Source organism: Skermanella rosea (genome assembly GCF_016806835.2).
Classification (GTDB): Bacteria; Pseudomonadota; Alphaproteobacteria; order Azospirillales; family Azospirillaceae; genus Skermanella; species Skermanella rosea.
In genome coordinates this window covers 5023947-5045560 of the sequence record NZ_CP086111.1, presented here as the reverse complement: position 1 = coordinate 5045560, position 21614 = coordinate 5023947, and the positions used below count along the sequence as shown (strand labels likewise).

The 21614-nt window shown below is 68.6% G+C and carries 19 protein-coding genes; 9 read left to right on the top strand and 10 right to left on the bottom strand.

All coding sequences use genetic code 11. The features are described from left to right. Positions 1–363: 363 nt before the first annotated feature. The gene (locus JL101_RS23555; RefSeq protein WP_203097984.1) at positions 364–1749 is read left to right on the top strand and encodes a TIGR03013 family XrtA/PEP-CTERM system glycosyltransferase; all 1386 of its coding nucleotides are present in this window, start codon (positions 364–366) and stop codon (positions 1747–1749) included. Positions 1750–1783: 34 nt separating this feature from the next. Here the strand turns inward: JL101_RS23555 and JL101_RS23550 are convergent, their stop codons facing one another. From JL101_RS23550 to queA, 7 genes are all read right to left on the bottom strand, one after another. Next, the gene (locus JL101_RS23550) at positions 1784–2470 is read right to left on the bottom strand and encodes a tetratricopeptide repeat protein (protein ID WP_201076892.1); all 687 of its coding nucleotides are present in this window, start codon (positions 2468–2470) and stop codon (positions 1784–1786) included. 77 nt (positions 2471–2547) lie between these two features. Continuing rightward, positions 2548–3207 (bottom strand): CatB-related O-acetyltransferase, encoded by a 660-nt coding sequence (locus JL101_RS36825; protein WP_203097982.1) that lies wholly within the window; start codon positions 3205–3207, stop codon positions 2548–2550. A gap of 10 nt (positions 3208–3217) precedes the next feature. Beyond that, on the bottom strand, positions 3218–4204 hold the full coding sequence (locus tag JL101_RS23540) for a calcium/sodium antiporter (protein WP_203097981.1): 987 nt from the start codon (positions 4202–4204) through the stop codon (positions 3218–3220). A gap of 61 nt (positions 4205–4265) precedes the next feature. Further along, positions 4266–5348 carry a tRNA epoxyqueuosine(34) reductase QueG gene (gene queG, locus JL101_RS23535; RefSeq protein ID WP_203097980.1) on the bottom strand — a complete coding sequence of 361 codons (1083 nt, stop codon included), beginning with the start codon at positions 5346–5348 and terminating at the stop codon, positions 4266–4268. Further along, positions 5335–5829 carry a preQ(1) synthase gene (gene queF, locus JL101_RS23530; protein WP_203097979.1) on the bottom strand — a complete coding sequence of 165 codons (495 nt, stop codon included), beginning with the start codon at positions 5827–5829 and terminating at the stop codon, positions 5335–5337. Before queF ends, queG begins: the two co-directional genes overlap by 14 nt. After that, positions 5780–6988 carry a tRNA guanosine(34) transglycosylase Tgt gene (gene tgt / locus JL101_RS23525; protein ID WP_203097978.1) on the bottom strand — a complete coding sequence of 403 codons (1209 nt, stop codon included), beginning with the start codon at positions 6986–6988 and terminating at the stop codon, positions 5780–5782. Before tgt ends, queF begins: the two co-directional genes overlap by 50 nt. After that, entirely contained in the window at positions 6985–8037 is a 1053-nt protein-coding gene (queA, locus tag JL101_RS23520; RefSeq protein ID WP_203097977.1) for a tRNA preQ1(34) S-adenosylmethionine ribosyltransferase-isomerase QueA, read from the bottom strand. The genes tgt and queA overlap by 4 nt, the downstream gene beginning before the upstream one ends. Before the next feature lie 117 nt (positions 8038–8154). On the opposite strand from queA, the gene JL101_RS23515 reads away from it, so the two are divergent. Then, entirely contained in the window at positions 8155–8826 is a 672-nt protein-coding gene (locus tag JL101_RS23515) for a queuosine precursor transporter (protein WP_203097976.1), read from the top strand. Here the strand turns inward: JL101_RS23515 and JL101_RS23510 are convergent, their stop codons facing one another. Next, positions 8827–9573: a hypothetical protein gene (locus JL101_RS23510; RefSeq protein ID WP_203097975.1), complete on the bottom strand. Its 747-nt coding sequence runs from the start codon at positions 9571–9573 to the stop codon at positions 8827–8829. It lies immediately after the preceding gene. Between the two features lie 1210 nt (positions 9574–10783). On the opposite strand from JL101_RS23510, the gene JL101_RS23505 reads away from it, so the two are divergent. The 4 genes from JL101_RS23505 (at position 10784) to meaB (ending at position 17211) form a co-directional block, all read left to right on the top strand. Then, complete coding sequence (locus JL101_RS23505; RefSeq protein ID WP_203097974.1) at positions 10784–12619, top strand: ABCB family ABC transporter ATP-binding protein/permease; 1836 nt, start codon at positions 10784–10786, stop codon at positions 12617–12619. 192 nt (positions 12620–12811) lie between these two features. Next, positions 12812–13408 carry a biliverdin-producing heme oxygenase gene (locus tag JL101_RS23500; protein ID WP_203097973.1) on the top strand — a complete coding sequence of 199 codons (597 nt, stop codon included), beginning with the start codon at positions 12812–12814 and terminating at the stop codon, positions 13406–13408. After that, on the top strand, positions 13371–16157 hold the full coding sequence (locus tag JL101_RS23495; RefSeq protein ID WP_203097972.1) for an ATP-binding protein: 2787 nt from the start codon (positions 13371–13373) through the stop codon (positions 16155–16157). Before JL101_RS23500 ends, JL101_RS23495 begins: the two co-directional genes overlap by 38 nt. 31 nt (positions 16158–16188) lie before the next feature. Continuing rightward, positions 16189–17211, top strand: a complete 1023-nt coding sequence (meaB, locus tag JL101_RS23490) for a methylmalonyl Co-A mutase-associated GTPase MeaB (RefSeq protein ID WP_407697348.1) — start codon at positions 16189–16191, stop codon at positions 17209–17211. Between the two features lie 22 nt (positions 17212–17233). Here meaB and JL101_RS23485 read toward each other — a convergent pair whose 3' ends face one another. Continuing rightward, positions 17234–18043 carry a DUF1223 domain-containing protein gene (locus JL101_RS23485; protein WP_203097971.1) on the bottom strand — a complete coding sequence of 270 codons (810 nt, stop codon included), beginning with the start codon at positions 18041–18043 and terminating at the stop codon, positions 17234–17236. Between the two features lie 262 nt (positions 18044–18305). On the opposite strand from JL101_RS23485, the gene JL101_RS23480 reads away from it, so the two are divergent. Further along, positions 18306–18536, top strand: a complete 231-nt coding sequence (locus JL101_RS23480) for a hypothetical protein (RefSeq protein ID WP_228435107.1) — start codon at positions 18306–18308, stop codon at positions 18534–18536. Here the strand turns inward: JL101_RS23480 and JL101_RS23475 are convergent. Continuing rightward, positions 18476–19306 carry an SGNH/GDSL hydrolase family protein gene (locus tag JL101_RS23475; RefSeq protein WP_203097969.1) on the bottom strand — a complete coding sequence of 277 codons (831 nt, stop codon included), beginning with the start codon at positions 19304–19306 and terminating at the stop codon, positions 18476–18478. The genes JL101_RS23480 and JL101_RS23475 overlap by 61 nt on opposite strands. Before the next feature lie 356 nt (positions 19307–19662). Between JL101_RS23475 and JL101_RS23470 the strand changes: the two genes are divergently transcribed. Together JL101_RS23470 and JL101_RS23465 are read left to right on the top strand one after the other, a co-directional pair. Next, complete coding sequence (locus JL101_RS23470; RefSeq protein ID WP_203097968.1) at positions 19663–20889, top strand: OpgC family protein; 1227 nt, start codon at positions 19663–19665, stop codon at positions 20887–20889. A gap of 70 nt (positions 20890–20959) precedes the next feature. Beyond that, a complete protein-coding gene (locus JL101_RS23465) occupies positions 20960–21601 on the top strand; it encodes a DUF3618 domain-containing protein (RefSeq protein ID WP_203097967.1) in 642 nt (213 codons plus the stop codon). Positions 21602–21614: the final 13 nt, after the last annotated feature.

Sequence of the window (21614 nt, the reverse complement as noted above, 5' to 3'; positions counted from 1 at the left end):
TGAGGCGCTGCAATATAAGACATTTCCGCGTTGCATCATGACAGTTGCTAATAACAAATTGTTCTCCGAGAACGATTTTTTTGTAACTATGTAAAAGGTTCCCTGGGCTGCCCGTTCGGGCGATGCCGTGCGTCCGCAAAGTTCCCTCGCAAACCCGATTTCTCCTTTCGGGACAATGCGGTACGTCAAAAGGTTTGCCCATTTTATGCACAAGAACGAGTGTCCGGCGGTCAACCGGTGCTATCCTCCGCGCCAAGAACTCATTCTGCGGACCTCGGTCAATGCGCGCTTTTTCATGAAAATTTATAGAATTCCTTCAAAAAGGCGCTTTCGGACAGAAAACCGGGTAGGGGGCTATTCAGTATGATCCGCGTTTTCAACATGTTCGTTCCAACCTCTTTCCTTTTCCTGGCGCTTGCCGATGCGGGTGTTCTGGCGAGCGCCATGATCCTGTGTCTCAGCCTGAGCTATGCAACACTGGACATAGTTCTCACCAACCAAGAGGGACATCTTCATCAGACCATCGTGTTCACGGCGATGACGATACCGTGCCTTTTCATGATGGGACTGTACGAGCGGAAATACCTGCTGACGATCAAGGTGCTTTATCTACGCATATTGATCGGGCTTGGCCTCTCTTTCCTGTGCCTGATGACGATCTTCTACGTGGTCCCCGGCAGCAGGATCTGGATGAGCGCGCTGTTTCCGGCGTTGGCCCTGGCGTCGGTGGGATTGCTCGGCAACCGTGCGGTGGTGACCCGCATCGCCAGCATCCAGTCCCTGAAGAACCGGGTGTTGGTGCTGGGCACCGGGCCACAGGCGCAGCGGATCGAGCGGGCGGAGCGGGAGCTCCGGCCGGCCAACTTCATCGTGCTGGGCTTCGCGCCGGTCGAGCCGTGTGCCACCTGCGTCACCGAGAGCCGGGTGGTGCGGGCCAACGACCTGCTGTCGCTGTGCGAGACGCTGAACGCCGACGAGGTGGTCGTGGCGCTGGAGCACCCGGAACAGAGTGTCCCGCGCGAGACGCTGCTCCAGTTCCGCCTGAGGGGCATCCGCATCCTCGACACCGCGACCTTCTTCGAGCGGGAGTTCGGCCAGCTCGAGATCGACCGCCCCTATCCGAACTGGCTGCTGTTCTCCAACGGCAGCACGATGGGCCGCTTCGAGACGGCGGTGAAGCGGACGTTCGACATCACGGTCAGCCTCGGTTTCCTGCTGTTCGCGCTGCCGCTGCTGTGCTTCACGGCGCTGGCGGTCAAGCTGGAGGACGGGGGGCCGATCTTCTACCGGCAGGAGCGGGTCGGCCTGAACGGGCGCAAGTTCTCGGTCATCAAGTTCCGCAGCATGCGCGTCGACGCGGAGAAGGACGGCGTCGCCCGCTGGGCGTCGGTCGACGACCCCCGCGTGACCTTCATCGGCGGCATCATCCGCAAGATCCGGATCGACGAGATCCCGCAGATCTTCAACGTGCTGAGCGGCGAGATGAGCTTCGTCGGTCCCCGGCCGGAGCGTCCCAGCATCGTCAACGACCTGGTCAAGGACATGTCCTGCTATCCCTACCGGCACATCGTCAAGCCGGGGATCACCGGATGGGCGCAGGTCAATTACCCCTACGGCGCGTCGATCGCCGACGCGCGCGAGAAGCTGAAGTTCGATCTCTACTACGTCAAGAACTGCAGCCTGATGCTCGACCTGATCATCCTGCTCCAGACCGTCCGAGTGGTGATCTGGCCCCAAGGCGTGCGCTGACGGGACCCGGGGCCGGGTCGAGCAAGCGCGGGCGTCACTCCAGGACGTCGTCCTGGAGGTTCTGCAGGATCTCGGCCGCGTCCTCGTCGCCCCGCTCGACCGCGGCTTCCAGCAGGTCGACGATCGTGACCTCGTCCGGCGGGTCCTGGTCGGTCATGTAGAGCACCGCGAGGCGGGTCATGGCCGAGGCCTCGCCCCCGTCGGCGGCGATCCGGTAGAAGCGCTTGGCGGCGTCGCGGTCGACCGCCTGGCCCAGCATCCCCTGGTCATAGGCGAGGCCGACATTGAAGGCGGCCTTGGCGTTGCCGTACTCCGCCGCCAGCAGGTAGTGGCCGAAGCCGGCGTCGGGATCGGCCGACACGCCCGCTCCCCGGATATAGCAGTCGCCGATCATGCCGTGGGCCAGCCCGGAGAGGGTGTGCTCCGGGTGCTCGGGGTCGTCGGTCTGGTCGGCGGCGTCCTGGAGCAGGGCCAGCGCCCGCTCGGGATCGGTCTCCCCCATGGCCGGGTCGAGCAGCATGGCGGCCCGGTTGATCAGCGCCGACGGCTCGGCCGACATCTCGATCAGGGCGTCCAGCACGGCGGCGATCCGCTCGTGGTCCGGCTCCGGGTCCTGCACCAGCAGGCTGGCGAGCAGCTTGGCGGCGTTGGTGTAGCGTCCGGCGGCGACGCAGTCCTCCGCCGCTTCGTAGACACGTTGAAGATGGGCCGATCCGAGCATCAGGGTTCCAGGACAGTGGGGAGAGCCCCTTATGTGGGGACTGGGCGGGCGGAGCGGGAGGGGCGCCGGCGCTTGCGTCAGGTCGCCGCCGCCAGCGCGTCCACGTCGCCGCCGCTGATGGCGGGGATGTTGCGGGTGATCCGTTCCGCGTCCCAGTCCCACCAGCGCAGCCGCAGCAGCCGTTCGACGTCCCGCGGGCCGTAGCGCATGCGGACGACCCGAGCCGGGTTTCCGGCGACCACCGCGTAGGGCGGCACGTCCCGGGTCACCACCGCCCGCGCGGCGACGACCGCGCCGTCGCCGACGGCGACGCCGGGCAGGATCGTGCTCTTCCAGCCGGTCCAGACGTCGTTGCCGACCACGGTGTCGCCGCGGCCCGGGAACTCGGCCTCGCCCTCGAAGCGCCCGGCCCAGGCGCCCCCGAAGATCAGGAAGGGATATGTGGACGGCGCCGTGGTCCGGTGGTTGCCGCCGTTCATCAGGAACGTGGTTCCCGTCGCCAGGGCGCAGAACCGGCCGATCCGGAGCCGGTCGCCGGTGAACTCGTAATGGTACAGCACGTTCCTGAGGAAGGCTTCCGGCCCCTCCGGGTCGTCGTAATAGGTGTAGGCGCCGATCTCCACGTTGGGCGGGAGCGGCAGGTTCCGCACGAACATCACCCGGGGATGGTCCGCCAGGGGGTGCAGGGCATCGGGGTCGGGACCGAAGCGCGGATCGTGCCGCCGCTCGCCTGTCATCGGCGCCTCCTCAGGCCAGTCCCAGCACCGCCCGGGCGCCGGGGGAGAGCTGGACCGCGAGATAGGCCGCGTAGCATCCCAGGAGCGCCACCCCCTCCCAGCGGTTGACGCGCCAGCCGGTGACGGCGAAGGCCACCAGCAGCACGGCGGTCGCGAGCATCACCCAGATGTCGAAGCCGGCGATCTCGGGCGGGATCGAGATCGGCGTGACGACGGCGGTGACGCCGGCGATGCCCAGGATATTGAAGATGTTGCTGCCGATGATGTTGCCGAAGGCGACGTCGGTCTGCTTCCGGATCGCGGCCATGACCGAGGTCACCAGCTCCGGCAGCGAGGTGCCCACGGCCACCAGGGTCAGGCCGATCACCGCCTCGGACAGTCCGGCGGCCCGGGCGATCACAAGGGCCGCGTCGACCAGCAGGCTCGCCCCGTACACCACCCCGGCGATGCCGCCCACGATGAACAGGCCGCCCAGGCCGAACCCCATGGTGCGCGGCGGCAGGTCGGCCACGCTGCCGGCCTCGGCCGCATGCACCGTGGCGGACGGGCTCCCGTTGTCCCGTTCCGTGAAATAGGTGTAGACGGTGTAGGCGGCGAGCAGCACCAGGAAGACGACGCCGACCCAGCGGGCGAGCGACCCGGCCAGGACCGCCGCCACCATCAGCACGCTGGCGCCGATCAGCACCGGCCCGTCGCGCCGGAAAGCCTCCTTGGTGGTGGCCATCGGCAGGATCACCGCCGAGACACCCAGGATCAGCAGGATATTGGCGATGTTGCTGCCGACCACGTTGCCGATCGCCACCCCCGGTGCGCCGATCAGGGCCGCCTGGAGGCTGGTGACCAGTTCCGGGGTGGAGGTGCCGAAGCCGACCAGCGTCAGCCCGATCAGCATGGGCGAGACGCCCAGACGTTGCGCCACCGCCACGCTGCCCCTGACCAGGGCCTCGCCCCCGGCCACCAGGAGCACCAGGCCGAACAGAAGTTGAAGGATCGTCATGGCGGGGTCTCTCGCGGGCCGTGGATTTCCGCCAACGGTCTGACGCGAAGGTGTCCCGCGGTCAAAGGGAAAATTCCGGGGGCGTCCCGCCCAGCCGCTCCAGGGCCCAGCGGGCGGCGTCGCGCACCAGGTCCGAGGCGTCGCGGGTCAGCGGTTCCACGACCCGGATGACGGACGGATCGCCGCTGTTGCCCAGCGCGGTCAGCACGTTGCGGACGAACCGGTCGCGGCCGATCCGCTTGATCGGCGAGCCGGAGAAGACCTGGCGGAAGCCGGCGTCGTCCAGCTGCGCCAAGTCGGCGAGGCGGGGTGCGGTCAATTCGGCGCGCGGCAGGAAGGCCGCCTCCCGCGTGCGGCGGGCAAACTTGTTCCAGGGGCAGGCGGCCAGGCAGTCGTCGCAGCCGTAGATCCGGTTGCCCATCAGCGGCCGCAGCTCCTCCGGGATCGGTCCCTTGTGCTCGATCGTCAGGTAGGAGACGCAGCGCCGCGCGTCGAGCCGGTAGGGCTCGGGGAACGCCGCCGTGGGGCAGGCGTCCTGGCAGCGCCGGCAGGAGCCGCAGACATCCTTGCCCGGCGGGTCCGGCGGCAGGTCCAGCGCGGTATAGACCTCGCCCAGGAACAGCCAGGAGCCATGCTCGCGCGACACCAGGTTGGTGTGCTTGCCCTGCCAGCCCAGCCCGGCCCGTTCGGCCAGGGGCTTCTCCATGACCGGGGCGGTATCGACGAAGACCTTGACCTCCGCCGCGAACTCCCGGTGGACCCATTGGGCGAGCGCCTTCAGCCGGGACTTGACCACGTCGTGGTAGTCGCGCCCGCGCGCATAGACCGAGACGATCCCGCGGTCGGGATGCTCCAGCAGTCCCCGCGGGTCCTCGTGCGGCGCGTAGGACATGCCGAGCGCGATGACGGTGCGGGCATCCGGCCACAGCACCTGCGGGTCGCCCCGGCGGTCGGCCTTCTCGACCATCCAGCCCATGTCGCCGTGCATGCCCTGGGCCAGGAACTCGGCCAGGCGCTCCCGGACCTCGCCGCCCAGCCGCGCGGGGGCGAACCCGACCGCGTCGAACCCGAGGGCCAGGGCACGGTCGCGGATCGCTTCCCGGATCCCCTCGGGTGTCCTTTGGCTGGCCTCAGCCGCGGCCACGGTAGGGGGCCACGCCCTGGTCCGGGATCCAGACGCCGTCCGGAACCGGCCCGGTCTGGTAGAACACGTCGATCGGGATGCCGCCGCGAGGGTACCAGTAGCCGCCGATGCGCAGCCAGGAAGGACTCAGCTCCGCCTCCAGCCGCTTGGCGATGCCGACGGTGCAGGCCTCGTGGAAGGCGCCGTGGTTGCGGAACGAGGTCAGGAACAGCTTCAGCGACTTGCTCTCGACCAGCCAGTCGCCCGGCACATAGTCGATCACCAGGTGGGCGAAGTCAGGCTGGCCGGTGATCGGGCACAGGGAGGTGAACTCGGGGGCGGCGAAGCGCACCAGATAGGCCGTGCCGGGGTGCGGGTTCGGCACGCGCTCCAGCACCGCCTCCTCGGGCGAGGCCGGCTGGGCGGTGTTGCCGCCGAGTTGGGTCAGGCCGTCATAGATCGACTGGGACACTCGAACTCTCCTCGGGAACGACGGGGACATTGAGGGGATCGGAGACGGCGGGAAGGTCGCCGAGCGCCAGCCCGGCTTCCAGTTCGGCCGCGCGCCGCTCGAAGCAGCCTTCCTCGATGGCGCGCCGCAGCTCCGCCATCAGGTCCTGGTAATAGGTCAGGTTGTGCCAGGTCAGCAGCATCGGCCCCAGCATCTCGCCGGCCCGGAACAGGTGATGCAGGTAGCCGCGGGTATAGTCGCGGCAGGCGGGGCACCGGCAATCCTCGTCCAGCGGACGGGTGTCGTGGGCATGGCGGGCGTTCCGCATGTTCAGCACGCCGCGCCGGACGAAGGCCTGCCCGGTGCGGCCGGACCGGGTCGGCATCACGCAGTCGAACATGTCGATCCCGCGCCGCACCGCGCCGATCAGGTCGCTCGGCCGGCCGACGCCCATCAGGTAGCGCGGCCGGTCCGCCGGCATCAGCGGCGTGGTGAAGTCCAGCACGTCGAACATCGTCTGCTGGCCCTCGCCGACCGCCAGCCCGCCGACCGCGTAGCCGTCGAACCCGATGCCGGTCAGCGCCTCGACCGATTCCGCCCGCAGGTCGGGATAGACGCCGCCCTGCACGATGCCGAACAGCCCATAGCCCGGCCGCTCCACGAAGGCGTCGCGCGAGCGCCGCGCCCAGCGCATGCTGAGCCTCATCGACTTCTCCGCCACCTCGTGGGTCGCCGGGAAGGGCGTGCATTCGTCCAGGCACATGGTCACGTTGCTGTCCAGCAGGTGCTGGATCCGCATGGACCGTTCCGGCGTCAGGTGGTGGCGCCGCCCGTCCAGGTGCGACTTGAAGGTGACGCCGTCCTCGTCCAGGGTCCGCAGTTCGGACAGCGACATCACCTGGAACCCGCCGGAGTCGGTCAGGATCGGGCCGTTCCAGTTCATGAACCTGTGCAGCCCGCCGAACTGGGCCACCCGCTCCGCCGTCGGGCGCAGCATCAGGTGATAGGTGTTGCCCAGCAGGATCTGCGCGCCGGTCTCCTTCACCGATCCGGGCAGCATGCCCTTGACCGTGCCGACCGTGCCGACCGGCATGAAGGCCGGTGTCTCGACGCTGCCGTGCGCGGTCGTCAGGCGGCCGCGCCGGGCGGCGCCCTCGGTCTTCAGCAGTTCGAAACCCAGGCCCGTCGTCAAACCCGTGGGGGCGGTCATTCCCGGGGTGTCCTTTCCAGCAGCGAGGTGTCGCCGTAGGAATAGAACCGGTACCCCGAGGCGATGGCATGGGCATAGGCGGCGCGCATGCGGTCGAGCCCGGCGAAGGCCGAGACCAGCATGAACAGCGTCGAGCGGGGGAGATGGAAGTTGGTCAGCAGCAGGTCCACGATCTTGAAACGGTATCCGGGGGTAATGAAGATGTCGGTGTCGCCGCTGAACGGCGCAAGCGTTCCGTCCTCGGCCGCAGCACTTTCCAGCAACCGGAGCGACGTGGTGCCGACCGCGACGACCCGTCCGCCGGCCCGCCTGGCCTCCGCGACGGCATCCGCCGTCCCGCGCCCGATCTCGCCCCATTCGGCATGCATGCGGTGGTCGCGGATGTCCTCGACCTTGACCGGCAGGAAGGTGCCGGCCCCGACATGGAGCGTCACCGGCACCCGGCGGATGCCGCGTTCGTCCAGTCGCGCCAGCAGGTCGGGCGTGAAATGCAGCCCGGCGGTGGGGGCGGCGACGGCGCCCTCCCGGGCGGCGAACACCGTCTGGTAGTCCTGGCGGTCCTCCGCCGCCTCGCCGTCGGGCCGGCGGATATAGGGGGGCAGGGGCATCACGCCGTGGCGGTGCAGCGCCGCCATCAGGTCCGACCCGGCGACGGAGAAGCGCAGCTCGACGTCGCCGCCCTCGCGCTTGTCCCGCACTTCCGCCGACAGGCCGGGCGCGAAATCGATGGTGTCGCCGGCGCGCAGCCGCTTGCCCGGCTTGGCGAAGGCGTGCCAGGTGTCGGCGCCCTCCCGCTTGTGCAGGGTCACCTCGACGCGGACCTCGCCGCGCCGGCCGGTCAGGCGCGCCGGGATCACCCGCGTGTCGTTGTAGACCAGCAGGTCGCCGGGGTTCAGCAGGCCCGGCAGGTCGCGCACGATATGGTCGGTGAAGGCGTCCCCGGCGCCGGACTGGCCGACATGGAGCAGGCGCGCGACATCGCGCGGGCGCGCCGGCTGGTCGGCGATCCGGTCGGGCGGCAGATCGAAATCGAAATCGGCGGTTCTCATGGGGAGCGCCCATATAGTCGATCGGGGGCCGAAGGGAAAGCCCAATGATGCCGCCGGCATTGACACGCGCGGCGGCAGTCGGCATAGGGCGCGTTTTGCCGCTTCCCCGGAACGACCATGTCCAGATCGCCGAGCCCCGGCTATTCATCCAGCTTTCTTCTGATCGTCGCCCTGTTCGTGACCTGCCTGATCGTCTCCAACGTCGCGGCGGTCAAGCTGATCATGGTCGGCGGGCTGGTCCTTCCGGCCGCCGTCCTGATCTTCCCCGTCAGCTACATCATCGGCGACGTCCTGACGGAGGTCTACGGGCTGGACGCCGCCCGGCGGGTGATCTGGCTGGGTTTCCTGTGCAACATCCTGGCGGTCGCGGCCTTCGCGCTGGCGCTCGCCTTGCCCGCGGCCCCCTTCTGGCATGACCAGGCGGCGTTCGAGGCGATCCTGGGCGCCACGCCGCGCCTGCTGCTGGCGTCCTTCGCGGCCTACCTGGCGGGAGAGTTCGTCAACGCCTACGTCCTGGCCTGGCTGAAGGGCCTGACCGGCGGCCGGATGCTGTGGGTCCGCACCATCGGCTCTACCCTGGTCGGGCAGTTCCTGGACTCCGCCGTCTTCATGACCGTGGCCTTCGCCGGCGTGCTTCCCGCCGAGGCGCTGGTCGGCGCCGCCGTCACCCAGTGGCTGGTCAAGTCGGGCTTCGAGGCGCTCGCGACGCCGTTCACATATCTGGTGGTCGGATACCTGAACAGGACCGAGGGCCGGGCCGAGGGCAGGACCGGTCGGGTGCCGGCCTGATCAGCGCAGCCGGACCGGCAGGGTGGTGGTCATCGCGAGGCTTTCCGGCGATGCCGCGGCGAGGCTGCCGTCCGGGCGCGCCGACAGGATGACGTAGCGGCGGGACTGCCCCCGGTCGATCCGGGCCGCGATATCCTCCCGCCCGTCGCTGGAGAAGCTGCCCGAGGCCAGGATGGTCATGGACCAGGAATTGTCCGCCGACGAAATCCTGAGCTTCTCCTCGTCGATGACGAAACGGGGACGGAACGGGGACTCGTCGTCCTTGGCCGACAGGGGCGGGCGGACCTCCGCCGGGAGGGTCTCTATGTCCAGGCGCTCGGCGATGGTTCCCGCCAGATGGGAGAGCGGCGCCAGGTACGTGACGGGCTGCCGCGCCTGCCGGAGCAGGAAGAGCAGCGGGCAGTTCCGGTAGGCGTCGAGCACCTCTTCGGGTTCGCCGGGTGCCGCGCGCACGCCCTGGTCCAGCAGTTTCATGTAGTCGGAGCAGTTGCTGACGGTGCGGGTGCCCTGCGGCGTGGACGCCGTGAACACGGCGCGCGTCTCGGTCACCGACGCGCCGTATTCGCTCAGGGCCACGCGCAGCGCCGGATCGAAGATGGCGGCCTTCGGCAGGGGATCGTTGCGCGGGATCAGCGCCCCCCAGATCATGTGGAACCCGATCGCCACCGCCAGTCCCGCCGCGGCGATGCCGGCCAGGAACACGAAGGTCCGGGTCTCGTCGGTTCTTTCCGGGCCGTTCATGAGCATTCCGATGCCGCTTCCACCCTGCCGACACTGCCTCCGCCCCATGATGGCATAAGAAGCTTTGGGCATGCACGGTTTTTGGACAGGCTCTTGCGGTACAGGCGATATAGCTTCCGTCGCGTCTAGGGCCGGCAGGACGATATAGAAAAATCTTCCTTTCATCAGCCGATGCACTATGATCACTGCGCATTTTATAACTTAAGATTGTACCATTGACGATTCTGCATGTTCGGATAGACGCATATATATTCTACCATAAGAAAAGCTGTATAATGGAATTTGGAATAACGGCCTTGGAAATCCTGGGGAATCCCATCACGCGTTATCAATACGCGCGAAACGAGGCTTACCGCGAAGCTGAAATTCGTATTCAATCCTTGCTTGCTGCTATCTCTCCATCCCTTGTCCTTGTGCCAGTCCAGCTTACTGAAATTAATGGAATTGCTCTTGAGGCTTGGTCTCAAACTTGGCGAAATCATCCAGATCGGCGGTTTGACTGGAATTGGTCGGAAGAAAGGAAAGCTTGGCAGAACGCCTTGGACCGTTTCGAAGTGGCCATCTGGAGTGGAACGGTTCTATGCGGCCTGGCTATCGGCAAGCCTTCGAAAGGACGAGAGCATCTCTCCGTCCATGTACTTGAGGGAGCCCCGAACCGTGTACCCCCGCTCAAGTCCGCAGTAAGGTTCTGTGTAGTGGAGGCGGCCCTCGCCCATGCGCGGACGATCGGTTGCAGGAAGCTTCGGGTAATGCGCCCTGTCGAAGGCGCCATACCGCTTTACATGGAAATGGGTTTCTCACTGTCGGGCTCGCCGAAGAGTGGCTCATACTGTTGGCTGGAGGTTTAGGTGTTGCCTCTTCAGTTCCGTTTCGCGGCGACCCTGCCGCTCGCGAAGAAGGTCGCGGCCTCTGCGGTCCCCGTTGCCCCTACGGGAGCGGAAGTGCTCGAGAGGTTGCGCTCCCATCGGGGACTTGTTGACCGGCTCTCGCCGGAATCTCTTGCGCGCCTTCGCGACGGTGCTGTTGATCATGAACCGGAGGCGGACGGTGTGCCCTTGCGCAGCACGCTGATGGCTGAAAAATAGATACGGTCCAGCCGTTCGCCCCGCTGGAACAGCGCATTCGCGGTGTGGAGCTTCCCCCCGCCCCGGTGGACTCCCGCACCCGGCCGGCCTAGGTTAGCTCTTCCGGATCCAGCCGCATCAGGCCAGCCTTCATGAGCGTCACCGACACGACCCGCTTCACCCGCGCGAAAAAGCTCGGGGAGCGGGAGACCATCCGTTCCCTGCTGCCCTATCTCTGGCCGCGCGGCGAGACCGAGCTGCGGGTCCGCGTCGTCGCCGCGATGGCCTGCCTGATCGTCGCCAAGCTGGCGAACGTCTATGTCCCGATCCTCTACAAGCACGCGGTCGACGCGCTGGGCGCCACGGGGGCCGCGGCGGTGGCGCTGCCGGTCGGGCTGATCCTGGCCTACGGCCTCGCCCGGGTGCTGGCCCTGGCGTTCGGGGAACTGCGCGACGCGATCTTCGCCAAGGTGGCGCAGCGGTCGATCCGGTCGGTGGCGCTCAACGTCTTCCGGCACCTGCACGCGCTGTCGCTGCGCTTCCACCTGGAACGCCAGACCGGCGGGCTGTCGCGGTCGATCGAGCGGGGCACCCGGGCGATCCAGACGCTGCTGTCCTTCATGCTCTTCAACATCCTGCCGACCCTGCTGGAGATCCTGCTGGTCTGCGCGATCCTGTGGGGCATGTTCGACGTCTGGTTCGCGCTGGCGACCTTCCTGACCGTCGTCGCCTATATCGCCTACACCCTGGTCATCACCGAGTGGCGGATGAAGTTCCGCCGCGAGATGAACGAGATGGACAACCAGGCCAACACCAAGGCGATCGACAGCCTGCTCAATTACGAGACGGTCAAGTATTTCGGCAACGAGGACCACGAGGCCCGGCGCTACGACGGGGCGCTCCGCTCCTACGAGAGTGCGGCGGTACGCAGCCAGACGAGCCTGTCCCTGCTGAACATCGGCCAGGCGGCGATCATCTCGGTCGGGCTGACCATCGTGATGTACATGGCGGCGCGCGGCATCATGGCCGGGACCATGACGCTGGGCGACTTCGTGCTGGTCAACACCTACCTGCTCCAGCTCTACCAGCCGCTCAACTTCTTCGGCTTCGTCTACCGCGAGATCAAGCAGAGCCTCGCCGACATGGAGAAGATGTTCGAACTGCTCGACATCGACCGGGAGGTCGCAGACGCTGACGACGCCAAGCCGCTGTCGGTGGAAGGCGCCACGGTGGCCTTCGAAGGGGTGGAGTTCGGCTACGATCCCCGGCGCCCGATCCTCAAGGGCGTGTCCCTGGCGGTGCCGGCCGGCCGGACCGTCGCGATCGTCGGTCCCAGCGGCGCCGGCAAGTCCACGATCAGCCGGCTGCTGTTCCGGTTCTACGATCCGGGCGCCGGCCGCATCCTGATCGACGGGCAGGACATAGCGAAGGTGACCCAGGCGTCGCTGCGCGCCGCCATCGGCATCGTCCCCCAGGACACCGTGCTGTTCAACGACACGATCTTCTACAACATCGCCTACGGCCGCCCCGGCGCCACGGTGGAGGAGGTCGAGCACGCGGCCCGCCTCGCCCATATCCACGATTTCATCAACCGGCTGCCCGACGGCTACAAGACCATGGTCGGCGAGCGCGGGCTGAAGCTGTCGGGCGGCGAGAAGCAGCGCGTCGCGATCGCCCGGACCATCCTGAAGCGGCCCGCGATCCTGCTGTTCGACGAGGCGACCTCGGCGCTCGACACCCACACCGAGCGCGAGATCCAGGCCAACCTGCGCGAGGTCAGCCGGGGCCGCACCACCCTGGTGATCGCGCACCGGCTGTCCACCGTGATCGACGCCGACGAGATCATCGTGCTGGAGGACGGCCGCATCGTCGAGCGCGGGCGCCATGCCGACCTGCTGGCCCGCGGCGGCGCCTATGCAGCCATGTGGACCCGCCAGCAGGAGGCGGCCGGGGAGAAGGCGATCGAGCGCATGCCGGTGACCTACTGAAAAGGTCGCGGACTCCGCCCAGCGTCAAGTTGCCCCGTTCGGAAGTATCGATTTCGTCGTGCGTACCGACTCTTCATAATGTAACCTTGTTTAATGGTTGAAACAGTGTCTTCCCATACCCGGATTTCTGGACTGCCCGTTCCGCCCACTGCCGAGGACGTTGTGCGGCGCATGAGGGAGGCTACGTGGCCGGTGCATGAGAGACTGCATCTCCATCCCGTCCTGCGCCCGCTCACGCAGCGCCGCCCGACGCCGGAAGGCTATCTGGGCGCGGTGCGCGCGCTGTACGGCTTCGTCATACCGATGGAACCGCTGCTCGGTGCCGAAGCCCGGGGCCGGACCGCCCGTGCCCCGCTGCTTGCCGCCGACCTGCGAACCCTCGCGGAGGACGGCGGCGGGCAGCCGGGCCGGGACCGGCCGGAGCCGCCGCTCGCCGGGGACCTGCCGCGCCCCGCCACGGCGGCGGCTCGGCTCGGCTGCCGCTGGGTTCTGGACGGGTCGGCCCACGGGGGCCGGGCGATGCTGCCCCACCTTCAGCGCAGCCTCGGCGTCGGCCCCGACCGGGGTGCTGCCTATTTCGCCTCCGCCGGTATCGATCTGGAGGCTGAACGCGGGTCGCTCCAGGTGCTGCTGGACCGTTTCGTCACTACCGAAGACACCCGCCGAGAAGCGGTCGAGGCGGCGGGAGCGACGTTCGCCGCCCTCGAACGCTGGCTCGACCAGCTTCGCGAGCCCAGCCGGATACCCGACCATGACCGACCAAGCCTCGACCGCGATCCCGGCGCCTGATACGCCGTCGCTCAGCGATTGCGCCCGGGAGCCGATCCATATTCCCGGCGCGATCCAGGCCCACGGCACGCTGCTGGTGCTCGCGGAGCCGGACTTGACGGTCACCCACGCGGCCGCCAACCTCGCCAGGTGTTTGGGCGTCCCCCCGGAGGAGGTGCTGGGCTTCCCGCTGGAGCGGAGTTGCCCGGCCGGCGCCGCGGCGTTGCGCGCGGCCCTCGCGCCGGCGGCCGGCGGCGCCGACCCGGCGGTCCGCTTCGATTTCGAGCCCCCTGCCGGCCGGCCGGTGCTGGAAGCCCGATTCCATCGTCACGACGGCCGCGCCCTGCTCGATCTCGAACCGCCCGGCGAGGACGGCCCCCGCGAGAGCGTCCCGGACGGAACCGCGACTGAGGATCTGGCCGGCTTCATCGAACGCCTCGAAGGCTGCGCCACCCGCTACGACATCGCCCGCTGGACGGCCGACCTGGTCTCGCGGTCCACCGGGTTCGACCGGGTGATGGTGTACCGCTTCCTGCCGGACTGGAGCGGCGACGTCATCGCCGAGGTCAGGCACGCCAGCGAGCCGGCCTATCTCGGCCTCCACTTCCCGGCCAGCGACATCCCGGCGCAGGCGCGGGAGCTCTACCGCGTCAACCTGCTGCGCGCCATCGCCGACGTCCACGGCGAGGTGGCGCCGCTGATCGCCGACCCCGCCGGGCGCGACCCGGCCCGGCCGGTCGACCTGGGCCGCAGCACCCTGCGGGCGGTCTCGCCGATCCATCTGGAATATCTGCGGAACATGGGCGTCGGCGCCACCCTGGTCGCCTCGCTCATGGTCGGGGGGCGGCTGTGGGGCTTGATCGCCTGTCACCACCCGACCGGACGCAGGTGCTGCGCCGGGACGCACGACCTGCTCTCCCGCATCGCCCTGATCGCCGCGGGCGCGCTGGAACGCAGCATCGCCGCCGACATCGCCCAGGCCCGGCGGCGCACCGAAGCCCGGCTGGCGGCGCTCGACGAAGTCTTCGACGCCGGGCGGGACAGCGTCGCGGCGCTGCTGTGCGGCGACCGCGGCCTGCGCGACCTCGGCATGGCGGACGGCGTGGCCCTCTATGTGGACGGAGCCGTCGCCGCGTTCGGCCGCACGCCGGACACCCACGAGATCCGCCACCTGGTCGAGCACCATGGCGGCGGCGCGCGGCACGCCGGGACCGGCGGCGGCGTGATCGCCACCGACTGCCTGCACGAGTTGGAGCCGCAGTCGAGCGCCTTCGACGAGACGGTCGCCGGGATGCTCATGGTCGAGCTCTCGGCGCAGCCGCGGCTGGTGGCCCTGGCTTTCCGGCGCGAGGTGATCCAGGAGATCTTCTGGGGCGGCGACCCGTTGAAGGCGGCCTCCGCCGAGGATGGCCGGCTCAGCCCGCGCAAGAGCTTCGAGCGCTGGCGCCAGACCGTCACGGGCCGCTGCCCGCCCTGGTCGCCCGAGGTGGTGGACGGCTGGGGGGAACTCCCCGGGCGGCTGGCCGCCGCGGCGGGCGGCGCGGCCCGGCTGGCAGACCGGCTCGCGGGCGACATCCGGCGTTTCCATGCCTGGACCCGGTTCGACGAGCCCGCCGTCCACGGCCTGATCGACGTGCTGCCGGGGGCGGTCCTGGTGTCGCGCCGGGCGGCCGGGGATTCGGTCTTCCACGCCTTCACCATGAACCGGGAGTTCCAGCGGATCTTCGACATCGTCCCGGACGAGGTCGCCGGGCGCCGGATCGACGACGTGCTGAGCCTGCTCGGCGTGCCGCCGGCGATCCGCGCCATGGTTCCCGGCGCCAGCGCGGAGACGGCCCTGACCGCGCCCGGCACCGGGGAGCGCACGGTCTCGATCAGCCGGCGGTCGCTGCTCAAGGTCGATACCGAGGATGACGGCACCGCCCTGTCGGCCTGGGTGTTCCAGGACATCACGAGCCATCGCCGGACGGAGGAGGCGCTGCGCACCGCGCGCGACCAGGCGCTGGTCGCCAACCGCTCCAAGTCGGCCTTCCTGGCGAACATGAGCCACGAGCTGCGCACGCCGCTCAACGCGATCATCGGGTTCTCCGAACTGCTGGCGGACGAGCTGTTCGGGCCGCTGGGCGATGCCAAGTACAAGGAATACGTCAACGACATCCGCCATGCCGGCGAGCACCTGCTGTCGCTGATCAGCGACCTCCTCGACATCTCCAAGATCGAGGCCGGGCGGCGCACGATCAACGAGGATCTCATCGATCTCGGCGCGCTGGTGACGCGCTGCTGCTCCATGGTCTCCGACCTGGCGCGCCGGGGCGACGTCCTGCTCGACCGCCAGATCCCGGCGATGGCGCCCAACCTCCATGCCGATGCCCGGGCGGTGCGGCAGATCGTCGTCAACCTGCTGTCCAACGCGGTGAAGTTCACGCCCGCCGGCGGCACCGTCACCTGCCGCACCCTGGCCCTGAAGGACGGCGGCGTCGCGATCGAGGTCCAGGATACCGGCATCGGCATCGCGGAGGAGCACCTCTCCCGGGTGCTGGAACCGTTCTACCAGGTGGACAACAGCCTGACCCGCCAGGTCGGCGGCACCGGCCTGGGCCTGTCGCTGGTCAACGCGATCGCCAACCTGCACCAGGGGCGGCTGGTGCTGGAGAGCAAGGTGGGCTGCGGGACCACCGCGCGGGTGGAGTTCCCGCCCTGGCGCACCGTCCCCGCCCGGGACGGCGCTTCGCGGAGCCTGCACGAAGTCGAGGAGGCTCCGGCCGCTTGAGCGCCGCCGGGCCGCCCTGTAGGTTGAACCCATGATGCGCAGATCCCCCTCCGCTTCCCGCGCCGCAGTCCCTTCCGCCGCCGAAACCGCGGAGGCGATCCGCTCGGGCGATCGGCGCGCCCTGGCCCGGGCCATCACGATGATCGAGTCGAGCCGGCCCGACCACCGCGAGCGGGCCGAGGCGCTTCTGGCCGAGCTGCTGCCCCATACCGGCCGATCGGTGCGGATCGGCATCTCGGGCGTGCCGGGCGTCGGCAAGTCCACCTTCATCGAGACCTTCGGCCTTCATGTGATCGGGCAGGGGCACCGGATCGCGGTGCTGGCGGTGGACCCGTCGTCCCAGCGGACCGGCGGCTCGATCCTGGGCGACAAGACCCGGATGGAGGAGCTGACCCGCAATCCCGCCGCCTTCATCCGGCCGTCGCCCAGCGGCGGCACCCTGGGCGGCGTCGCCCGGCGCACGCGGGAGGCGATGCTGGCCTGCGAGGCGGCGGGCTACGACGTGGTGGTGGTCGAGACGGTCGGGGTCGGCCAGTCGGAGACCGCCGTGGCCGACATGGTCGACCTGTTCATGCTGCTGCTGCTGCCCGGCGGCGGCGACGAGCTCCAGGGCATCAAGAAGGGCATCGTCGAGCTGGCCGACCTGATCGTGGTCAACAAGGCCGACGGCGCCCTGGTGGACGCCGCCCGCCACGCCGTCGCCGAGTACCGGCACGCGCTGGCGCTGCTTCGCTCGCCGTCGAAGGACTGGAAGGTGCCGGTGCTGACCTGCTCCGCCACGACCGGGACCGGCGTGCCGGAGATCTGGGAGACCGTCGGCCGCTATCGGGGCACCCTGTCCGCCTCCGGCGCCCTGGAGGCGCGCCGGGCCGAGCAGGCGCGCGCCTGGATGTGGAGCGAGATCGCCGAGACGCTGACCGACGCCTTCCGCCGCCACCCCGCCGTCCGCGCCGAACTCCCCCGGGCCGAGCAGGCGGTGACCCGTGCGGAGACGACCCCGACCGCGGCAGCCCGCGCCCTGCTGGAGAAGTTCCTCGGCCCGCCGGAATCCTGAGCGCCCGGATCCTGGGCGCCGGCTACAGCGGAGTAGCCCCGCCGTCGCGGTTCGCCCGGATCGTGCGGACCATGCGGGCGACCGCTTCCCTCGGATCGGCGCTGACGCCCAGCAGGCTGCGCTCCTGGCGCGCGGCGCCCAGGATGGCGGCCGGGCGGCCCGCCTCGTCGAGTTCCTGGACCAGCACGGCCACCCCTTGGCCGGCCGGCGCCGGCGGGGTGCGCAGCCGGCAGGAATCGCCCGTCCAGGGACCCAGGTCGGTCATCTCGCGCACGACATGGCTGTGGGACAGCCGGCGCCCGCGGTTCTCGCCGGCTTTCACCAGGACGCCCCGCCGCAGGTCGTAGCGCACCGCCAGGATGCGCGTCTCGCGCCGCCGGTGGCCGCCGGGGACGGTCACGTCCAGCCCGCCGGAGCGCTCCTGGAGGCCGATGCCGACCGGGCTTCGCCGTGCTTTCTGGGCGGCCCGTCGCGTGGCCACGGCTTGGCCGATGAGGCGCGCGTTGCCGCCGAACACCTCGGCCGATCCGTCGATCACCATCTGCGGGGTATAGACCGAGGACCGGCCCAGGGCGTCGTTGTAGTCGCGCTGGCGCCGGGTCGCCCAGGCCGTGGCGAACGGGTCGGCCCAGCCGAGATCGTCCCAGCAGTCCACGTGGAACGACAGCGCCAGAACGTCGGGCCGGCCGGCCAGTTCGTTCAGCAGCACGTCGGCCGCGGGCGACGACGAGCATCCTTCCGAGGTGAACAGCTCCACCACGGTCGGCTGGTCGGCGCAGCCCGAGCCGAACAGGAACCCCATCGGCACTGCGACGGCGGCGATCCCCAACATATCCCGATCCCCCGGCCTTCTGCCCCGGCCTGTTGCGAGAGGTTTTGCACTTGCGGCGCGACTATAGCCGGTCGGGAACGCGGTCCGTCAGTGACCCAGCCGGTGTTACGACTGAAGAGAGACGGCGCTTCACGGCCGGGCTTTCCCCGGTCCGACTTCGCCGCGCGGATTTTCTTCCGGGCGGAGCCGGGATGTCACATTTTTGACACCCATCCGATTTGTTTCCATAACTAGCATCGCCCGGCAAGGGGGAGGATCAGGAATGAACAACGGTCTCGGATTCGACATGAACGCTCTGATTCGCCGGATCGCCGGCGAGCGTATGATGTCCCGGTTCTCGGAAGGCCCGGAGGAGCAACTGCCCGTCCAGATGCAGGCGATCCTGGCGCTGACCGCCGCGGTCGCCTGCTGGGGTTTCGTCGGGGCCGTGTTCTATCTCGGCGTTTCGGCGCTGCGCACCGCGTTCGGGCCGCTCAGCACCTTGATCGTCTGACCGGCGGGCGGCTGGACTGCCGGCATCGCCGCCGGGACGATGGCGTTGGCCATCAGTTCGGCAAGGCAGCGGTAGCTCGCGTCGGTCATGTGCAGCTGGTCGCTGGACAGCATGGTGTCCGGAGTGAACTGCTTGCTGTCCAGCCAGTGCTTCATCACCTCGTTGCGGCGGAACACCGGAACGCCGTGCGCGGCTCCCAGGGCGCGGACCGCGTCCACGTAGGCCGCATAGGTCGCGTTGCCCGCCTGCTTGGGCAGGAACTGCGGCTCCAGCAGCATCAGGTCGGCACCCGTCTCCCGGATGCGGCGGATGCCCTCCACCGCCTGCGTTCCGAAGACCTTCGCATCGACCTTCCCCAAGGCGTCGTTGGTGCCGAGCTGCCAGATCACCAGGTCGGGCTTCAGCGCGAGCACGTCGCGGTCCAGCCGGGCCAGGGTCCCGGCCGCCTTCTCGCCGCCGATCCCCCTGTTGACCACCTCGATCTTCGCGCCGGGAAAACGGGTCTCCAGGATCCGGTCGAGCTGCGCCGGATAGGTCATGGCGGGTCCCGAGCTGCCGGTCCCCTGGGTGCTCGACGAGCCGACCGCGACGATGCGCAGGTCCTGCCTGCGGCTGAGGGCCGCGCTGGTCCGCGGCATCTCGCGCGCGGAGGCCGGGACCACCAGCGACGGGGCGGCGCATTGCGCGGGAGCCTGCGCCGCGGCGCCCCCGATCATCATGCCGAAACCGACGATACCGGACAGAACTGCGGGGAGGACGTGCTTGACCATGGTTCGGAAATGCTCGCTCGGCTGCTGTTGCTGTGAAGCTGTCATGAAGCCTGGCGGGCTGCCCGGCGACGGCAGAGCCTATCGGTTCCAATTATGGTCAAAGTGTGAATTGCAGGGGATGCGCACCGTTCGCCTCGGCACTGTTGCCGATGCGCAACCAATCTAAACGCGCAGCAATGGCAGAATGTTCCTTGCCATGATCGGGTATTCCGCTCGATCTTTTCGCTGTCTTCTAAACTGAAAGGGGTATTGAAAGCCCCTTTCAGGAATAAACATGATCAGCGCCGGTTCATTTGGCCGGTACACATGAAAATCTGTACTATCAGAATGCAGTCGCCCCGGCCGTGGAGAGTGCCATGAAGCGTTTTGCAATCCTCGACGGTTTGCGCGGTTATTTCCTCGTATTTATGATGCTTAATCATTTGCCGTTCCAGGGCGAGCTACTGCTCGCACGCATCAATCACTCCGAACTGGGTTATGTGCAGGATGCCCAGGGCTTCGTTTTCATCTCGGGCGTCATCATCGGGCTTTACTACACGCGCATGATCGCGAAGGGGCAGACGTCCCTCATGGACGCCAAGATCCTGAACCGGGCTTACGAACTCTATGTCTACGCGGTCATCGTGCTGGCGGTGGTCCTATTCCTGGCGGTGCTGGTGCCCAATTCCCGCCCGCTGTGGGGGCATTTCATGTGGGAGATGTACCAGACCCCGACCCTGACCGGGGTCTCGGCGTTCCTGCTGCTCTACCAGCCGACCTTCATGGACATCCTGCCCCAATACATCGTCTACCTGGTGGCGTCGCCGCTGCTGCTGCGTTGGGTCGCGCGCGGCTATTGGCGCGAGGTGCTGGGCGCCAGCGTCCTGCTGTGGCTGATGGTCCAGCTCGGGCTTCACCTGCCGGCGATCCGGATCGTCGAGGAGACGGTCGGCGCCTACGCGCCCGGCTTCGTGCTGCGCGGCCACTTCAATCCGCTCGGCTGGCAGGTCGTGTTCGTCACCGGGCTGCTGCTGGGGGCGGCGGACGCCCGGGGCGAGCTGGATTGGGACCGCTGGTTCTCGCCCCGGCGCACCGACCTGCTGAAGGTCTCGATCGCGCTCGTCCTGCTGTTCATGGCCTTCAGGCTGGGCTTCACCAACGGCCTCGTGCCCGACAGCATGGCGCTGCGGTTCGACGTCTACAACAACCGCGGCGAGTTCGCCCTCGTCTACCTGTTGAACTTCGCCGGCCTGGCCTATCTGGTCGCCTGGCTGCTGGTCGCCGGCCGGGAAGCGTCGTCGCCGGTGGCGCGGACCGCCGGGGTGTTGCTGAACCGGCTGTTCAATTGGCGCTTCCTGACCTTCATCGGCAAGCATTCGCTCCAGGTCTATGCCTACCATGTCGTGGTGGTCTACGTGATCTTGGGGTTCGACGGCAGGATCGGTCCCTTCACGGAAGGGACCAAGACCGCCATCACGCTGCTGGCGATCGCCAGCCTGCTGGTCCCGGCCTGGATCCACGCCAGCTACGCCACCTGGATGGACCAGGGCGGACGTCTGGCGCCCCAGCCCCGGACCGCGGCCGAAGGCCCTACCCGGAACTAACGGGGGAGAGGTTGGTTTGCAGGGGAAGGCGGCAGGAAGAGCCGCGTCTCAATGCAATGGAAGGCTGGAGATGGCGAACACGGATCACAGGACCCCTGAGCAGATCGAACGGGAAATCGAGCAGACCCGGCAGAACACCGCCGCGACCCTGGCGGCCATCGAGGACCGTCTCTCCCCGGGCCGCATGATGGACGAGGTCTGGGGCTATCTGCGCAACAGCGGCCAGGGCCAGACCTTCGTGTCGAATCTCTCGACGACCGTGCGCGACAACCCGATCCCCGTGGCGCTGCTGGCGATCAGCGTCGCCTGGCTGGCCATCGCGGGGTCGCGGAGCGACAAGCGGCGCGAGCGCTGGACGCCGGAGCAGGCGGGCCGGCTCGAGGAGTTCGACTATGACGACGCCGTCCTGACCGAGGACGCGTTCGATTACGGCGCTCCCGCCCATACGGGCTCGCGGTACGGCAGGGCGGAGCGGCGCACGGTGGACTATGTCGATCCCGACACCCACCACCAGCACGTCTCGTCGTCGCGCCCCGGCGCCCCGGAAGGCAACGCCCCGTCGCCGGACACCCTGCTGGGCCGCGATGCCGCGTCGATCAAGGCGCGCGACGCCGCTAAGGTGTTCGAGACGCCGAACGGCCCGGGCCTGAGTTCGGGTTCCCCCGCCGGCGTCGAGACGACCACCACGGTGACCCCGCAGACCCGTCCCTGAGGCCGGCACGGCG

Excerpts from the sequence above, each read along its gene's own strand:
- JL101_RS23540 (WP_203097981.1), bottom strand. The coding sequence starts at position 4,204 with ATGACGATCCTTCAACTTCTGTTCGGCCTGGTGCTCCTGGTGGCCGGG.
- queA (WP_203097977.1), bottom strand. The coding sequence starts at position 8,037 with ATGAGAACCGCCGATTTCGATTTCGATCTGCCGCCCGACCGGATCGCC.
- JL101_RS23495 (WP_203097972.1), top strand. The coding sequence starts at position 13,371 with ATGACCGACCAAGCCTCGACCGCGATCCCGGCGCCTGATACGCCGTCG.
- JL101_RS36825 (WP_203097982.1), bottom strand. The coding sequence starts at position 3,207 with ATGACAGGCGAGCGGCGGCACGATCCGCGCTTCGGTCCCGACCCCGAT.
- JL101_RS23510 (WP_203097975.1), bottom strand. The coding sequence starts at position 9,573 with ATGCTCATGAACGGCCCGGAAAGAACCGACGAGACCCGGACCTTCGTG.
- JL101_RS23470 (WP_203097968.1), top strand. The coding sequence starts at position 19,663 with ATGAAGCGTTTTGCAATCCTCGACGGTTTGCGCGGTTATTTCCTCGTA.
- JL101_RS23475 (WP_203097969.1), bottom strand. The coding sequence starts at position 19,306 with ATGGTCAAGCACGTCCTCCCCGCAGTTCTGTCCGGTATCGTCGGTTTC.
- JL101_RS23505 (WP_203097974.1), top strand. The coding sequence starts at position 10,784 with ATGAGCGTCACCGACACGACCCGCTTCACCCGCGCGAAAAAGCTCGGG.
- JL101_RS23515 (WP_203097976.1), top strand. The coding sequence starts at position 8,155 with ATGTCCAGATCGCCGAGCCCCGGCTATTCATCCAGCTTTCTTCTGATC.
- JL101_RS23555 (WP_203097984.1), top strand. The coding sequence starts at position 364 with ATGATCCGCGTTTTCAACATGTTCGTTCCAACCTCTTTCCTTTTCCTG.
- JL101_RS23480 (WP_228435107.1), top strand. The coding sequence starts at position 18,306 with ATGAACAACGGTCTCGGATTCGACATGAACGCTCTGATTCGCCGGATC.
- JL101_RS23550 (WP_201076892.1), bottom strand. The coding sequence starts at position 2,470 with ATGCTCGGATCGGCCCATCTTCAACGTGTCTACGAAGCGGCGGAGGAC.
- meaB (WP_407697348.1), top strand. The coding sequence starts at position 16,189 with ATGATGCGCAGATCCCCCTCCGCTTCCCGCGCCGCAGTCCCTTCCGCC.
- tgt (WP_203097978.1), bottom strand. The coding sequence starts at position 6,988 with ATGACCGCCCCCACGGGTTTGACGACGGGCCTGGGTTTCGAACTGCTG.
- JL101_RS23485 (WP_203097971.1), bottom strand. The coding sequence starts at position 18,043 with ATGTTGGGGATCGCCGCCGTCGCAGTGCCGATGGGGTTCCTGTTCGGC.
- queF (WP_203097979.1), bottom strand. The coding sequence starts at position 5,829 with ATGTCCCCGTCGTTCCCGAGGAGAGTTCGAGTGTCCCAGTCGATCTAT.
- JL101_RS23465 (WP_203097967.1), top strand. The coding sequence starts at position 20,960 with ATGGCGAACACGGATCACAGGACCCCTGAGCAGATCGAACGGGAAATC.